This is a genomic window from Enterococcus sp. DIV2385 (genome assembly GCF_051711925.1).
Lineage (GTDB): Bacteria > Bacillota > Bacilli > Lactobacillales > Enterococcaceae > Enterococcus > Enterococcus faecalis.
Genome location: NZ_JBIONV010000001.1, coordinates 1,035,105 through 1,052,078 on the forward strand (window position 1 = coordinate 1,035,105; position 16,974 = coordinate 1,052,078).

Sequence of the window (16,974 nt, forward strand, 5' to 3'; positions counted from 1 at the left end):
TAAAAAAGTTGACAAAAAACACAAACAGTCTTGTTTGTGTTTTTTTGTTTAATGTTCGTGTTTTATTTTTTAATAACCTTTTTCGAAAAAATATACGAACGTTCGGGTTTAAAAACGAACAAAAAGATGAAAATGTGTTGAAATATACGTTTTCCTTGCGTATACTGATGAAGTGAAAAAACGAACGAGGAGTGTACGAATGAACAAGAAAGTTCCTTATTTAATTGTGGCACCGGGGCTAGTACTATTATTATTTTTCTTAATGATTCCATTAATTACTAGCATTTTGCCAACCATTTTTACTGATCATGGCTTGACACTAAATCAGTATGTTACTTTTTTTAAAGATGACTATAATGTTTCAATTTTCTGGCGAACGATAAGAGTTTCGTTAATTGTGACGGGTATTTCAATCGTGTTGGGCATTCCAACGGCATACTTTATTGCTGGGGTTTCCAAAAAATGGCGTGGCTTTTTAATGGCTATGACCTTGTTTCCACTATTAACCAATTCAGTTATTCGAAGTTTTGCTTGGATTAACATTTTAGGAAAAAACGGTGTAGTGAATACGTTGTTATTAAAAACAGGCTTAATTGAGCAACCGCTGAATTTATTGTATACAGAATTTGCAATTGTTATCGGTTCAGTGTATTTATTTTTACCGACAATGATTATGACCTTAGTTGGGGTTATGGAAAACATTGAAGGAGAAATGCTAGAAGCGGCTGAGACGCTAGGCGCCAATCCAATGACGGCTTTTCGGAAAATTGTTTTACCTTTATCAATTCCAGGCACCATTGTAGGAAGTATATTAGTGTTTACAGGAACTTTAACGGCTTATACGACGCCACAGCTGTTAGGTGGTAACCAAAAAATGATGATGTCGACCTTCTTATATCAAAAGGCTAATACTTTAGGTGATTGGCAATCGGCGAGTGTTCTTGCATTTATTATGATTTTAACAACATTAATTGTGATGAAAGGCCTAGACATGGTCGCTAAGAAAGTAGATCGGAGAGAAGCAAATCATGCGTAAGCAAAAAGGACTATCTGTTATTGCAATTCTAGTTTTTCTGTTTTTATTTTTACCATTATGTTTGATTGTGGTGACTTCTTTTGGAACAGCCGCAGCGATTCAATTTCCGATTAAAGGATTTACTTTAGATTGGTACGCCAAAGCCTTACAATCGGAAACGTTTATGGACAGTTTTAAGTTAAGTTTGTTGATTGGGGTATTAGCGACTGTTTTAGCATTAATAGTAGGGATTCCGGCTTCCTATGCGCTGGCACGTTATTCCGTTCGCGGGCGCAACTTTATTAAAAGCTTTTTCTTATCCCCAACTGTGATTCCAGGAATTGTGGTCGGGTATACGTTATTTCAATATATTGTTATTAAATTAGGTTTGCCTGTCTTTCAAGGATTGTTAATGGGGCATTTTTTAATTAGTTTGCCTTATATTATTCGAGTGGTTGGATCAAGTATGGAACAACTAGATTATTCAATGGAAGAAGTAGCTTGGACATTAGGTTGTACAAGATTGCGAGCTTTTATTCAAATTGTTTTACCCAATGTGTCTTCAGGAATTTTTGCAGCCTTTATGTTAGCATTTGTCAATTCGTTTAACAATGTTCCTGTATCGATGTTTTTATCAGGTCCCGGTGTGACGATGCTGCCTACTTCTTTATTAAGTTATATGGAATACAATTATGATCCAACTGTTTCAGCAATTTCTGTATTGTTGATGCTACTAACAATGGGCTTAATGTTTTTAATTGAAAAAACGTTGGGACTAGCTTCCATTGCCTAAAACATGGAAGAAGCACGAGATAGAAAGAGGAGAAAATTTTGACTTTTGTGGATTTAAAAGATATTCGCGTCAGCTATGACGGAAAACAAGATATTTTAAAAGATTTAAATATTTCAATGGAAAAAGGAGAATTAGTTTCTTTATTAGGACCGAGTGGTTGTGGTAAAACGACTACGCTAAGAGTGATTGCTGGATTAATTAAGCCAAACGACGGACAGTTTTTCGTTGACCAAGAAGAACTAACAAAGGTTCCTGTCCATAAAAGAAACTTCGGGATGGTTTTTCAAAGCTATGCGTTATTTCCCCATTTAACGATTGCAGAAAATGTCGCTTTTGGGTTGAAATTACGCAAAGAAAGCAAACAAACCATGGACCAAAAAGTCACGGAAATGCTAAAAGTATGTGGTTTAGAAAGCTTGGGCGACCGTTATCCAAAACAATTATCTGGTGGTCAAAGACAGCGGGTTGCGCTAGCACGTGCTCTGATTATTGAACCTAAACTATTACTACTAGATGAACCGTTGAGTAATTTAGATGCAAAATTGCGAGTAGCAATGAGGATTGAAATCAAACGGATTCAACAACAATTAGGCATTACGACAGTTTTTGTCACACATGACCAAGAAGAATGTTTTTCTATTTCAGATAAAGTGGCCATTATGAATAATGGCGTGATTGAACAATATGATTCACCAGAAACGATTTATCGTTTGCCTCGTACTAAGTTTGTCGCTGAATTTATCGGTTTTGAAAACTTTTTCTCTGTCGAAAAAATGGAAGCTGGTCATTATCGGACACAAACAAATCAAATAGTGAAAACGACTAATCCTGAACCAAATGTTACAACGACAGTGGCAACGATTCGTCCAGAGGACATCGAGATTGTTTCAGAAGCTGCTACTAATACTGTCGCAGGTACTGTCGCTGTCCGAACATTTTTAGGGAAAAGCTATCAATATGAAGTGGAAACAGCGTTAGGTACATTGCTGGTTAATGGAACAAGTGAACAGTTATATGAAACAAACGAAACCATTCACTTGGCTTTTCCAGCTGAGAAATTAGTTATTTTAGAAAAATAAAAACCATTTTGGAGGAAGATTAAAAAATGAAAAAACGCGTAATTTTAGGGACATTAGTCGCTGCAACGTTATTAATGACTGCTTGTGGAAACAGCGAAGCAACTACGAAAAGCGAGAGCAAAGGTGGAAGTAATGCTTTAGTCGTTTCAACTTTCGGATTAAGTGAAGATATTGTCAAAAAAGACATTATCGCTCCGTTTGAAAAAGAAAATGAAGCGAAAGTTACCTTAGAAGTAGGCAATAGCGCAGACCGCTTTACGAAATTAAAAAATAATCCCAATGCGGGAATTGATGTTATTGAATTAGCACAAGCAAATGCAGCACAAGGTGGAAAAGAAGGGTTATTTGAAAAAATTACAGAAAAAGAAGTACCTAATTTAAGTCAGTTAACGCCGGGAGCAAAAGAGGTTTTTGAAAGTGGTGCTGGCGTACCAATCGCTGTAAACAGTATCGGGATTGTTTACAACAAAGAAAAATTAGGCAAAGAAATTAAGAACTGGGATGACTTATGGTCAGCTGATTTGAAAGGTAAAATTTCTGTTCCAGACGTTGCCACGACGGCAGGTCCTTTAATGTTATACGTTGCTAGTGAACATGCTGGTCAAGATATTACAAAAGATAACGGGAAAGCCGCTTTTGAAGCGATGAAAGAATTAAAACCAAACGTTGTTAAAACGTATTCAAAATCGTCAGACTTAGCTAATATGTTCCAATCTGGTGAAATTGAAGCAGCTGTGGTTGCTGATTTTGCGGTTGATATTATTCAAGGCGCAGCAGAAAATGTGACGTATGTCGTCCCAGAAAGCGGCACGTATGCCAACTATAATACAGTCAATATTCCTAAAAAAGCACAAAACAAAGAAACCGCCTTTAAATTTGTTAACGCACGGATTAGTGAAGAATCACAAAAGGCCAAAGCGATTTCATTAAATGAAGGACCTACAAATCAACAAGTAACGCTAAGCGAAAAAGAAGCGAAAAATAAAACATATGGTGCCATTGCCGAACGTGCCAAAACAGTCGATTTTAATTTTATTAATAGTCAACTAGCGGATTGGATTGATCAATGGAACCGGACGATGAATCAATAGTTTTAGAAAAGAGGGACAAAATGAACGTCGATGTATTACTAAAAAATGTGTGGCTGTATCAAACAGTCACTCAAACATTCGTTCAACGAAATGTTGCGATTAAAAATGATAAATTTTATTACATTTATGAAGAAGAGAACGTCAATTTGCAGCCCAAAAAAACAATTAATGCCGAGAATCAATGGATGATTCCCGGCTTAATTGATGCACACATGCATATTGAAAGTTCCATGACGACACCTACTATTTTTTCCAAAGCAGTAGTGCGTTACGGTGTGACAACGGTGATTGCCGATGCCCATGAAATGGCTAACGTATTTGGCTTAGAAGGCTTAAAAGCTTTTATGGCCGCTGAAACAGAACTAGATATCTTTCACGCAATTCCTTCCTCGGTTCCTTCGACCACTCCCGAATTAGAAACAACTGGTGGGATTATCGGCTTAGCAGAAGTAGCAGAATTACTCAAAGAACCAAAAGTGATTTGTTTAGGGGAAGCCATGAATTTTAAAGGGATTTCCTATGAGCCAGATTCTTTAATTCGTCAAATTATCGATTTGTGCCAAAAACAACGACCAACCATGCCTTTAGAAGGCCACTGTCCTAAAATCGAAGATCAAGAGTTAGCAGATTTTCTATATAGTGGTATCACTTCAGATCATACCCATCAATTTCCTAAAACGTTAAAAGAAAAAATTGAAGCGGGTGTCTTTATTCAATTTCAAAATAAATCAATCACTCCTGAAAACATTCAGGTGATAGTAGACAATGATTTCTACAATTATGCAAGTATTATCACGGATGACGTGATGGCTGATGATTTGCTAAAAGGTCATTTAAATGAAAATGTCAAAAAAGCCGTTCATGCAGGATTGCCTATCGAAAAAGCCATTTATATGGCAACTTATACGCCGGCCAAACGAATGGGTCTCCATGATCGTGGCGAAATTGCACCTGGTAAAAAAGCTGACTTTTTGTTATTAAATGACTTAGAAAGTTTTGATATTAATACGGTTTATAAATCTGGAAAGGTCGTTTTTGAAAAAGGTGAGCCCTTCCATTATCCAGAAAAAATTGAAGAGTTTCCAGGCGCTTACCAACAAACCATCCAATGTAAAAAGTTAACAGAAGAAGATTTACTTTTAAAGGTGGCTACAACAAAAGAAACAGTTCGTTGTAATGTGATTCAAAAACAAGAAATTGGTACATTTACAGAGCGAATTACAAAAGAAATTCCTGTTGAAAATGGGTTGTTACAATGGCAAAAAGCCAACTGTGCCTTATTAATTGTGATGGAACGTTACGGAAAAAATGGCAATATTTCTTTTTCTTTAATGGATCAACCACTTTCCGAGAAAGGAGCCATTGCGACAACCTGGGCCCATGATCATCATAATTTAATGGTGATGGGTAATACGATTGAGGATATTCTGTTAGCGCAGAATGAATTATTAGCGATGCAAGGCGGCTATTTGGTTGCTTCGGATCAGCAAGTGATGGCAACTTGTCCTTTACCAATAGGTGGGATTTTATCGCAAGCACCGATTGAACAATTAGGCGCTTCTTTACAAAAAGTTCGACAAGCTATGCAAGCGTTAGGCTATCAAAATATGAATGAAATCATGTCCTTTTCCACACTATCATTGCCTGTCTCGCCAGCCATTAAAGTGACAGATTTTGGGATGATGGATACGAAGTCACAACGTTTCTATCCATTAGTTTTTCCAGAGGATGGAGTTCTTTTGCATGAAAACACTCATTAAAAATGTGCATATACTAACAATGGATGAGCAATTTTCAGAAATCAAAGCCGGCTATTTAGTGATTGAAGAAGACACAATTGTGGAATTAGCACCAATGGCCACACTTGATGAAAAGCGAATGGCTGCAAATCAAGTAATCGACGGTCAAAATGGAATTTTAATGCCTGGGATGATTAACACCCATACCCATGTAGGCATGATTCCGTTTCGTTCGTTAGGAGACGATGTGCCAGATCGACTCCGGCGTTTTCTTTTTCCATTAGAACAATTCATGACAAAAGAATTAGTAGGATGCAGTAGTGATTATGCAATTGCTGAAATGTTACTGAGTGGTATTACGAGCTTTTGTGATATGTATTATTTTGAAGATGAAATTGCTAAAAGTTGTGAAAAAATGAGTGTTCGTGCTTTGCTCGGAGAGACGATCATTGATATGCCCACTTGTGATAGTCCGGAGCCTTCAGGCGGTCTTTTTTACGCGGAAACCTTTATTCGCAAGTGGCAAGGCCATCCGTTGATTACGCCTATACTTGCGCCACATGCACCGAATACCAATTCACCAGAAGTGTTGGCAAAAATTATTGAACTTAGTCGACAATACCAAGTTCCTGTGACCATGCACGTTGCTGAAATGACTTATGAAATGGCTGAGTTTGAAAAAGCCTATCAAAAAACACCAATTGCTTTCTTAGAAGAACTGGGTTACTTGAGCGAGCCGTTTATTTTAGCGCATTGTATTTTGGCAACAGATGAAGATCTTGCGAGTTTAGCTGCTACTAATGGAAAAGCGCGTGTCGCTCATTGTATCGGTGCGAATACTAAATCAGCCAAAGGCGTAGCGCCGATTAAGCAAATGCTTGATCAAGGGATTATTGTCGGTTTAGGCACGGATGGACCTAGTAGTGGGAATACATTAGATTTATTCACCCAAATGCGCATGGTTGCGAATTTTCATAAGACAGCACACCAAGATCGCTCCTTGTTTCCTGCGAAAGAAATTGTTTATCTGGCAACGATGGGGGGCGCTAAAACATTAGGTTTGGCGGAGCAAGTCGGCTCATTGGAAGTGGGCAAAAAAGCGGATATAACATTAATTGAAACGCAATCAGTTAATATGTTTCCGATTTTTGATGCCTATTCAGCGTTGGTTTATTCAGCAAATGCTAGCAATGTTGAAGCTGTTTGGGTGAACGGTCAACAGTTAGTTGCCAATAAAGAATTACAACAAGCTAATCTCAAAGAAATCAAGGAAAAATTATATCAGGCCATGAATACGTTTGTGAAAGAAGCTAAAAAAAGAGCTGCTCTCTAAACAAAGCAAGTATGACGTATCGGATTGATTAAATAACGCTGAATTGACGTTTAGTGATTCAGGTTCTAATAGAGCGCAGACAAACTTTTAATGAAAGAGTTGTCTGTGTTCTTTTTTGTTATAAACATTTTTCTTTTTCTATATATATTTTTAAGGTAAGTTGTATTATAGTAAGTTTGAGAAGATGAGAATGAGAGGAAAAGCAATGAATATACAACGGTTTATAGAAAAACGCAAAGCACGTGGTTTGTCGCAAAGTGAATTGGCTAAAGGGATTTGTACGCAAGTCACGGTTAGTCGCTTTGAAAAGAATGGTCAAGTCCCAACTTTAAAAATATTGATCCAACTATGTAATCGTTTAGAGCTACCTTTGGGGGAACTCTTCCCGCGCGTAGGGATTAAACAACCTGAAATTCTTGAAAAAATGGAAGAAGCAGAATTCTTCTTGATTACCAGCGAACATGACCAATTGCAAACAATTTTAAAAAATATTCCTTTTGATGAAATCAAAGATTCCCAACTGTTATTAGAATATTATTATTTACAAGGCTTTGTCATGATTTTTCAAAATGCTTCGTTGATGGATTGCTTATTTACCTTTGAAAAACTTCTGTTTGAAGAGCAAAAATACACGAGCGATATTTACCGTTTGTTAGCTTTTACTGGAATTGGCATGGCCTATGCCAAAGAAGGCGAAATTGAGAAAGCCGAATTTTATTTCAATAAGGTCTTCAAGGAAATTTATCTTTATACTATTCAATCAATGGAAGATACTTGGCGAGTATTAAATGTTGTCTTTCACTGTGGTGTTTTTTATGCAGAAAAAGGCGATTTAGAAACAAGTGATGCTTTGTTAGAGTATGCGATTTCCATCTGTTCTGATAATCACGTCACGTATTACTTGGCAAGAGCAGCTTTCCAGCTTGCGAAAAATGCCTTAGCTGAAGAAAAGCCGCAAGAGCAAATTTTAGAACTACTACAAGATGCCCGCGCGTATGCAAAAATCAATAAAAATCGCATCTTGTTGGAAGCAATTCAAACATTGAAAGAAACAATTTTATCTAAGAATAATTAGTTTATATAGAAAATTATATATTTATTTTCAAAATATAATAAAAAAAGCGTTTTTTAAAAGAGTTCAAGACGCGTTACGACCTTAAATGAAAATTTTAAGGTCGTTATTTTATATAAAAAAATATATAAACGACTTGACTGGCATCAAATAAAGGCGTATGATTTATTTGTGAATAAATGTGAAATAAAACACAATCTTTCGTGGAGAGGAAGTCTTGAGGTGCAACAAAGTCAAACTATTTATTTGATGGGCACAGTAATAGATGTATTTGTAGACCATGAAGAACCTGAAAAAATTCTAGAAGAAGTGCATCAACGATTGATCACTTATGAACAACGTTTTAGTGCAAATGATTCAACTTCGGAACTGATGGCTGTCAATCAACAAGCTGGGCAAAAACCAGTCAGCGTTCATCCAGAGTTGTATCAATTAATTGCATTAGGGAAAAAACATAGTTGTGATCCAGCTAGTCATTTGAATGTTACCATTGGCCCGCTAGTTCAAACGTGGCGAATCGGTTTTAAAGATGCCCGTGTCCCGTCAGAAGAGGAAATTAAAGCCTGTTTGAAAAAAATTAATCCAGAAAAGATTCACTTAAATCCCTTAAAACAAACGGTTTTTTTGGAAGAAGAAGGAATGAAATTAGATCTAGGGGCTTTAGCAAAGGGCTATATCGCTGATTTACTAATTGCCTATTTGAAAGAAGTCCATGTGACGTCTGCTTTGATTAATCTGGGCGGCAATATTGTGACGTTGGGGCCCTCTACGCATCAAAACAAAAAATGGCGAATTGGTATTCGCAATCCGCAAGAATCCAGAGAAACAATCAGCTTACTTGTCGAAGTGGCTAATCAATCGGTTGTGACGTCGGGCATTTATGAAAGAAGTTTAACCGAAGCTGGGCGAGTCTATCACCATCTGTTGGATCCGACAACCGGTTACCCATTGGAAACTGAAATGGCCAGCCTCACAATTATCTCGGATGCTTCAGTGGATGGTGAGATTTGGACAACGCGTTTATTTGGTTATCCAATTCCAGCAGCGCTTGAAATCCTCAATCAACTAGATGGAATTGAAGGAGTCATCATTACACAAGACCAGCAAATTTTATATAGCAGCGGGTTAGCAGATACTCTTCACATTATCCATTCATAGAACCGAAAAAGAAAGGACAGCTCATTATGAAAAAAATTATCGGCTTAGTAGGAACGAACTCAGAGCAATCAACCAATCGTCAACTTTTGCAATTTATGCAACACTATTTTGCGCAGGAGGCCGACATTGAACTAGTTGAAATTGTTGACTTTCCTATGTTTAACAAGCCAGAAGACAAAGCTTTGCCAGAAATAGTTAAAACGGTTGCTGAAAAAATTGAAGCAGCAGATGGCGTCATTATCAGTACGCCTGAATATGACCATGCGGTGCCGGCTTCTTTGATGAATGCCCTAAGTTGGTTATCTTACGGGATTTTTCCGTTTGTTGATAAACCAGTTATGATTACTGGTGCATCCTATGGCACGTTAGGTTCCTCTAGAGCACAAGCGCATCTACGTCAAATTTTAGATGCTCCTGAATTGAAAGCACGAATTATGCCAAGCTCTGAATTTCTATTAGCGCATTCCTTACAAGCTTTTGATGAAAACAATGCGTTAAAAGATTCAGAACAAATAGATAAACTAGCTGGTTTGTTTGCAGATTTTTGTGTATTTATTGAAATTACAGAACAGCTGAAACATGCGCATGCGCAAAATAAAAAAGAAGCAGAAAATTTCTCATGGGAAACGATTTAACGAAATGGAGTGAATAAAATGAAATTAATTGGGATCGTCGGATCAAACGCTGATTCTTCTTATAATCGGTTACTACTGCAATATATTGGCAAAGAGTTTTATAAAATGTTCGACTTGGAAATTTTAGAAATTAAAGATATTCCAATGTTTAATCAAAGTAAGGATCAAACGAACAGTGTCTTGATTCAGAATATGAATCGCAAAATTTTACAAGCAGACGGCGTAATTATTGCGACGCCCGAACATAACCATACCATTCCTGCCGGTTTGAAAAGTGTGTTAGAATGGTTATCTTTCAAAATTCATCCGCTGGAAAATAAACCAGTAATGATTGTTGGTTGCTCTTATTATGATCAAGGAACCTCACGTGCGCAATTACATCTCCGTCAAATTCTTGATGCACCTGGTGTCAATGCAATCGTGATGCCTGGAAACGAGTTTTTATTAGGAAAAGCTAAAGAAGCATTTGATGAAAACGGTAACTTAATTGCGGAGGGAACACGTCAATTTTTAGAAAGCACATTACAAAAATTCGTGGAATTCATTGATGTGATTTCAAAATTAGAAGGGGCTAAGCCAAAAGACTTACCTGAAGATTTACATGCAAAAGGAACCATTGAAACAACGATCGAAGGGGTTGATATGGCAGCAGATGATTGGGTAGAACAAGCAGCAGAAGCGGTTCAGGCTGTGGAAGGCGACACATACGTAAAATTAGATCGAGGCATTTTAACCGTTGATCAGCTAAATTATTTCTTAAAATCAATGCCAATGGAATTGACTTACGCAGACAGTAACAATCAATTTTTATATTACAATAAAAAAATGGCTGCTGAAGAAATGTTTGCTAAACGGCAACCAGGACAAGTTGGTAATCCATTAGCGAATTGCCATCCACCAAAAGCATTGAAAAATGTAGAATGGGTGATTCAACAATTACGGTCAGGAAAAACAGATGCTATTCGCGTTCATGTTCCAATGCACGGACCAGATACCTATGTAGTGCATAACTATCAAGCGATGTATGATGATAATGGAAATTACGCGGGAATTAATGAGTATATTTTAGACTTTAAACCAATTGTTGATTGGTATTTAAAACAAACTGGGCAAGAATTAGTCGGTGGAAAAAACGTCGATGCAGTCAGTGGTGCCTCCAAAAAAGAAGCGCCAGAAAAGGCAGATAGTGTCTCAAGTGCATCAGTCCATGAAGAAGAGTCAGCGACCGAAAAGCCAACAGTTGACAGCGTTTCTAGCGCTTCAATTAAAGAGTAAAATAACAGCAAAAAATAGCGGCAACAAGTAGTCATACTGTATTCAGATTAGCAATGCCAAATGAGGACTTTTATTGACAGAAGCTGATACTTAAAAGAGTAAGAACTTTATAGGAAGATAGTATAGAAGACGAACCAAAAGTTTCAATCATTTTTGACGAATAGGCTAGAAAAGAAACAGAAAATTAGTCAAACAAATCAGCTTTTCTTTAAATTTAAAGTAAAAAATAACAAAAAAGCCTCCTTGGTGACGCAAGGGGGCTTTTTTTGGTTAAAATAATACTTTTCTATGAAGATTCCTAAATGTTGAAAGAATCATTTTTAAATTTGTGGAAAAAATAAGCAAGATTGACACTCACGTCTTGTTAAAAAAATAGATACTTAAGGCGTGATAGTTTGGAGTTGAAAATGTGACTACTTTGTTAGATGAATTATTAGACCAAGAATTCCGAGATAAATTACTTATTTATCAAACTTTTATGAATAGTGAAGGTCCATTATTAAAAGAAGAATTTTATGGATATTTTGATTTATCCACTCAAAAGTTAGAATCGTTGTGCCGTCAAATAAATTATGAATGTACACAGATTTCTTCAAGGAGTCAAATTCTTTTTCCAGCTAAAGGACTGATTAGTGCGCAAAAATTATCGCAAATTGATTATCAAGCCTTAAGAAAATACTATTTTGATCAATCACTTATGGCCAAGTTGCTTCTTGATGTGGGCCTCTATCAAAAGCACACGATTCAAGAATTTTCTCAAATTCATTTTATGAGCAAAAGCAAAATTTATGCCTTCTCGTATAAACTAAATCTGATTTTAGCTAATTGGCGTATTAAATTAAAGTCAACAGGCTTGGTTGGAGAAGAGAAAAATATCCGAAGTTTTTGTTTTCAATGCTTGTATTATTTTTATGGAAGTAATCAAGAAAGGCTGCCTAACATTTTGCTGGAAAATAGTCCTGGCATTAAACAATTTATAAACGATCTACAATTGATGTATCAAAGAACGTTTAGTCTTAATCAAAGCGCACAACTATTTATTCTTTTAACGATTCAACGTTTTCGTGTATTTTCTGATCATGTAGTGGACTCTTTTACGGAAGTTCATGTGCCTAGCTGTTTACAGCATGCGTTTGAAAAAATTTATACAAGCGAAACCCCTCTTTTTAAAGAGGATTTTGGCAAAGAGACTTCATATATTTTTCTTTTTTTAAGTTTAAATGAATACATTGATAGTCCGATTGTTTTTCCAGATAAGTTAACCATGTTAGACGAATTTATTGATCATATGAATAGTGTTATTCCTTTCTTTGAAAAGCGAATTACGGTGGAAACAAAAGAAAAATTAAAGTTGATTTGTTATCGCTGGGACCGCCTATACTTTTCAGTGGCTGCATTTATTCCCGCCAAGCAGAGCAGTTTCTTTGAAGAGCGGTTTCCTCAAATTCATCGCGCCTTAGATGGTTTTATACAAAAGACAGAGTCGCTGTATCAAAAACGATTTTTAATGTATGAACGCGTGCATCTATACTATGATTTTATGTTTTGTTTGTTAAATGATCGGTCTTTTTGCGCAATTGAAAAAACGATTCATGTATTTGTTGATTTTTCTGGTGGGGAGGATTATAACCGCTTTATTGCAAAAATTATTGCTTCTTTCAATTATATGGATGTCATGATTGATCACAAATTAACCTTAGAAACCGATTTGTATTTGTCCGATTTTTATAGTTCGAAAGTACGGTGTCGTCAATTGACATGGCGTCATTTGCCGGAAACAAAAGATTGGCAAGTATTTGCTGAGGTGGTCAGAGAACTAAGAAAGGGAGAGACTCAGAAAAATGAGCACTATGGGAGAGACCCAATCGAGATGTGGCGAGAACAAGAATACGAAGGATAGTCAATTGAGACATGCAGGTAACTATAAAGACTTAACTGGTCAAAAGTTTGGTGAGTTGACAGTAGTAGCACCAACGGCAAAAAGAAAAGAAGGGCTAATTGTTTGGGCCTGTCGCTGTTCTTGTGGGAGCTATACAGAAGCTTCAAGAAGACAACTAATTCGTGGGTATCGAACCAAATGTGCGCACCATCGCTATCAAACAATGTTGAAAAAAAACTATCATGAATTAGTCGTGGTACGGATCGAAAGTATTCAACAGACAATGAAAGCGTATTGTCTGTGTTCGTGCGGACAATCTTGCTGGGTTCGCTGTGAAAATTTGTTGAATGGCCATACCAAAAGTTGCGGTCATCGTAAAAAGAAGGATTACCGACAAAGAGTTGCTGGTGTAATTCCAGGGAAGTTACAAAGTAAACGCCCCAAAAATAATAGCAGCGGACACAAAGGAGTGAGCCAGACCGCTTCTGGGAAATGGCTGGCTTATATCTCTTTGAAAGGCAAGCGTCATAACTTAGGTATCTTTACGAAAAAAAGTGAAGCAATTTTAGCAAGAAAATTAGCAGAACGTCGTCTATTTCAACCAATTTTACAACAAGAAATAGTGACTACAAATAAGGAAGTTTAGCAACAGAGAGGATGCGAAAGATGTTAGCAGGCTTATTTTCAGTAACTGGAATGATTTTATTGGGGATTTTATTTTGCTTAATTGGTTATCAAACGTTTCGAAAACATCATCATTAAGAGAAGAATGTTCTAGCTAGATAATTTCATCGACAGATGAAATTATCTAGCTTTTTTTATAAAAAAGCTAAGAAAAGGATAAGAGATTGTGGAAATTCTTTAGGTTGTTTAACAAAGCCTTAATTTCCTTTGTTTTAGATTGTGGTTAAGAAGATTTTTCTCTATACTAAGTCTTCGGAAATCAAAGAAAAGAAAGGAGCGAGTGATGTGGTTAAAAAAATTGGTTTAAGTATAATGCTCTTATTTTTTTTCTTAATTATCGCACTCCCAATCTATGCGTGGAAGATTGAGCCGAATTTAGTTCACGTTAATCAGGTGACTTTGGGAAAGAAAAATCAACGAGAACCATTGAATGTTGTGCAACTTTCGGATATACAAGTTTCAGAATTTTATGAGACGAAGCGGTTAGATAAAGTCATAAAAAAAGTCAATCGTGAAAAACCAGATATTATCGTTTTTACAGGTGATTTATTTGACAATTATGCCAAAAATCCGCAACAAAAAGAACCGATGATTGAAAAGTTAAAACAGTTACAAGCGACAATTGGAAAATATGCAGTTTGGGGAAATCATGATTATGGTGGCGGTGCTTCTGCGGTGTATGATGAAGTCATGGAGGCCAGTGGCTTTACCGTTATGAAAAACCAAGGAGAAACAGTAACCTTAGCAGATGGACGCCGTCTTTTTATTGGTGGTTTAGATGACTCGTTATTGGGAAATCCTTCCGTTTCAGAAACATTATCCTATCGAGAAACGTATGACTATGCGTTATTAATGACCCATGAACCAGATGTCGCGGATGCATTTGTTGGTACGGGTACACAGTTAGTTTTAGCAGGACATAGCCATGGCGGACAAATTTGGATTCCTTTTTATCCAATCACAAATGTTTTAGCAGAAAAATATACCAGAGGATTGTATCAGTTGGACCAAGAAACACAACTATATGTTAATACAGGCTTAGGAACGACCGCCATTCATGCCCGTTTTGGGGTGATCCCTGAAATTACACATTTTACTATCTATATTTAAAAAGTCTGGTCAATCCGACCAGACTTTTTTCTGTTATTTAACAGAATTATTTTTAAGAAAAAGATGTTCATATTTTGGTGAAACGTTTCTATAAAATGCTTTAAAATATCTAGAAAAGAGTATTTTTATGGAAAAAGAAGTAGGGAAAATAATTTCTTTATAAATGGTCTATAGCGCTTTTTAATGCTGTTATTTTTAAATAAAACCATAATGTAAGGGTTTACAACCGTTTGAAGTGAATGTATAATCTGTTTGTAGAAACGTTTCACTAAAAAGAAAGGAACCCTGCTTATGAAAAAACTAAAAAAGTTTTATGATCAGCGGCAATTGCATTGGATGGTACTTCCGGGTGTAGCATTCATGATTGTCTTTAACTACATTCCAATTTATGGAATTATCATTGCTTTTAAAAATTATACGATTGTTGACACGGTTTCTTCTGCACCATGGGTTGGACTTGAAAATTTTCGAATCATTATGGAAGATAGTTTTTTTTGGGAAGCAGTTCGTAATACCTTAGCGATTAGTTTAATGAAACTTTTTTTAGGATTCGCTATTCCGATTATCTTAGCGGTAATGATTTTTGAAATGAGAGATGGACATTTAAAAAAAGTGATTCAGACAATTTCTTATATTCCGCACTTTTTTTCTTGGATCGTTTTAGGCGGGATGTTGATTTCGTGGCTTTCAACAAATGGCTTTATCAACCAAGTCATGATGTCGTTAGGCTTAATGAATCAGGGCGTCAATCATTTGTTAGATCCTGATAAGTATTGGTGGATTGCTGTTCTTTCTGATTTGTGGAAAGAAGTAGGTTGGGGCACGATTCTCTATCTTGCTGGTATGTCTCGCATTGATCCAACGTTTTATGAAGCCGCGAGAATTGATGGTGCTTCAAAATTAACACAAATCCGAACGATTACTTTGCCCTTATTAGCGCCGATTATTTCGTTGAACTTAATTCTAAATGTTAGCGGTTTATTGGGATCGAACTTAGATCAAACGTTGGTTTTAATGAATGCTCAAAACCAAAACAAATCAGAAGTAATTAATTCATTTGTTTATCGTATGGGGCTAACGCAAGGGGACTTTTCTTATGCGACGGCAGTTGGTTTAGGGATTTCTGTTATTTCAATTGTTTTATTAGTCATTACAGATCGCATTACTAGAAAAATGAACAATGGTCGGTCGGTTATTTTATAAAGGAGGCAACAGCTGTGATTAAAAGAAAATCAAAAGAAAACAAATGGTTTTACTTTTTCAATACGTTAATTCTTGTGTTGTTTTCTTTATTAATTATCGTGCCAATTTGGAATATTTTAGTTTCCTCAGTTTCGTCAAGTTCGGGTTTAGCTGGTAAAGGCTTGGTTTTATGGCCGAAAGGATTTACGCTAGAAAATTATCGGAAAGTTTTTTCGGATAGTAGCATTCCGCGAGCGTTTTTGATTTCTGTTTTAAAAACAGTCATCGGTGCGTCGACGCATACGCTGTTCTGTGCAATTGTCGCCTATGGACTTAGTAAATCTAGACTAGTCGGGCGTAACATTTATACAACGATGGGTGTCATTACAATGTACTTTGGTGGGGGCATGATTCCCACGTATCTTTTGATTAAGTCATTAGGACTCTTAGATACCTTCTGGGTATATATCATTCCAGCTTTATTTAGCTATTATGATGTAGTTATCTTAATGAACTTTTTCCGAGAAATTCCACCATCTTTAGAAGAATCCGCCAAAATAGACGGCGCCAGTGAGTTTCAAATTTTTTATAAAATCTTTTTACCTTTAACAAAACCGGCATTAGCCACCATTATTTTATTTAATGGGGTAGGTCAATGGAATGACTTTATGACCACGAAATTATATATTACCAAAGAATATCTGTATCCATTGCAGATGAAAATTTATGAAATTATTGTTCAATCAAACTTGAGTACCATGACAGAGAGCGGCAGTACAGATATGGTGGTGCAGGCAACGACACGTGGTGTTCAGCTGGCAACAATTGTCATTACAACGATACCAATTTTAATCATTTATCCATTACTACAAAAACACTTTATCGGCGGTATGATGGCCGGTGCAGTAAAAGAATAAAGAAAGTAGGGA

15 protein-coding genes are annotated in these 16,974 nt (G+C 36.4%); all 15 read left to right on the plus strand.

Annotation, left to right across the window (positions count from 1 at the left end):
• Positions 1–199: 199 nt before the first annotated feature.
• The 15 genes from IGM04_RS05165 (at position 200) to IGM04_RS05235 (ending at position 16,962) form a co-directional block, all read left to right on the plus strand.
• The gene (locus IGM04_RS05165) at positions 200–1,036 is read left to right on the plus strand and encodes an ABC transporter permease (RefSeq protein WP_016615734.1); all 837 of its coding nucleotides are present in this window, start codon (positions 200–202) and stop codon (positions 1,034–1,036) included.
• Entirely contained in the window at positions 1,029–1,808 is a 780-nt protein-coding gene (locus IGM04_RS05170; RefSeq protein WP_002357916.1) for an ABC transporter permease, read from the plus strand. Before IGM04_RS05165 ends, IGM04_RS05170 begins: the two co-directional genes overlap by 8 nt.
• A 38-nt stretch (positions 1,809–1,846) precedes the next feature.
• Complete coding sequence (locus IGM04_RS05175; RefSeq protein WP_002384674.1) at positions 1,847–2,887, plus strand: ABC transporter ATP-binding protein; 1,041 nt, start codon at positions 1,847–1,849, stop codon at positions 2,885–2,887.
• Between the two features lie 26 nt (positions 2,888–2,913).
• Complete coding sequence (locus tag IGM04_RS05180; protein ID WP_002357914.1) at positions 2,914–3,978, plus strand: ABC transporter substrate-binding protein; 1,065 nt, start codon at positions 2,914–2,916, stop codon at positions 3,976–3,978.
• Positions 3,954–5,738 (plus strand): adenine deaminase, encoded by a 1,785-nt coding sequence (locus IGM04_RS05185; protein ID WP_016626431.1) that lies wholly within the window; start codon positions 3,954–3,956, stop codon positions 5,736–5,738. The genes IGM04_RS05180 and IGM04_RS05185 overlap by 25 nt, the downstream gene beginning before the upstream one ends.
• The gene (locus IGM04_RS05190) at positions 5,722–7,050 is read left to right on the plus strand and encodes an amidohydrolase (protein ID WP_010777574.1); all 1,329 of its coding nucleotides are present in this window, start codon (positions 5,722–5,724) and stop codon (positions 7,048–7,050) included. Before IGM04_RS05185 ends, IGM04_RS05190 begins: the two co-directional genes overlap by 17 nt.
• A gap of 184 nt (positions 7,051–7,234) precedes the next feature.
• Positions 7,235–8,125 carry a helix-turn-helix domain-containing protein gene (locus IGM04_RS05195; protein ID WP_002382193.1) on the plus strand — a complete coding sequence of 297 codons (891 nt, stop codon included), beginning with the start codon at positions 7,235–7,237 and terminating at the stop codon, positions 8,123–8,125.
• 219 nt (positions 8,126–8,344) lie between these two features.
• Positions 8,345–9,280 carry an FAD:protein FMN transferase gene (locus IGM04_RS05200; protein ID WP_010716952.1) on the plus strand — a complete coding sequence of 312 codons (936 nt, stop codon included), beginning with the start codon at positions 8,345–8,347 and terminating at the stop codon, positions 9,278–9,280.
• Between the two features lie 26 nt (positions 9,281–9,306).
• The gene (locus IGM04_RS05205; protein WP_002363762.1) at positions 9,307–9,915 is read left to right on the plus strand and encodes an NADPH-dependent FMN reductase; all 609 of its coding nucleotides are present in this window, start codon (positions 9,307–9,309) and stop codon (positions 9,913–9,915) included.
• 18 nt (positions 9,916–9,933) lie between these two features.
• A complete protein-coding gene (locus IGM04_RS05210; protein ID WP_002405238.1) occupies positions 9,934–11,190 on the plus strand; it encodes an NADPH-dependent oxidoreductase in 1,257 nt (418 codons plus the stop codon).
• A 409-nt stretch (positions 11,191–11,599) separates the two neighbouring features.
• Positions 11,600–13,090, plus strand: a complete 1,491-nt coding sequence (locus IGM04_RS05215; protein WP_010826007.1) for a helix-turn-helix domain-containing protein — start codon at positions 11,600–11,602, stop codon at positions 13,088–13,090.
• A complete protein-coding gene (locus IGM04_RS05220; protein WP_179189133.1) occupies positions 13,041–13,715 on the plus strand; it encodes a hypothetical protein in 675 nt (224 codons plus the stop codon). Before IGM04_RS05215 ends, IGM04_RS05220 begins: the two co-directional genes overlap by 50 nt.
• Before the next feature lie 257 nt (positions 13,716–13,972).
• Positions 13,973–14,863, plus strand: coding sequence for a metallophosphoesterase (locus IGM04_RS05225; protein ID WP_002384670.1), 891 nt, complete (start codon positions 13,973–13,975; stop codon positions 14,861–14,863).
• Between the two features lie 291 nt (positions 14,864–15,154).
• Positions 15,155–16,066: an ABC transporter permease gene (locus tag IGM04_RS05230; RefSeq protein WP_002382199.1), complete on the plus strand. Its 912-nt coding sequence runs from the start codon at positions 15,155–15,157 to the stop codon at positions 16,064–16,066.
• A gap of 14 nt (positions 16,067–16,080) precedes the next feature.
• A complete protein-coding gene (locus tag IGM04_RS05235) occupies positions 16,081–16,962 on the plus strand; it encodes a carbohydrate ABC transporter permease (RefSeq protein WP_002357901.1) in 882 nt (293 codons plus the stop codon).
• The last annotated feature ends 12 nt before the right edge of the window (positions 16,963–16,974 follow it).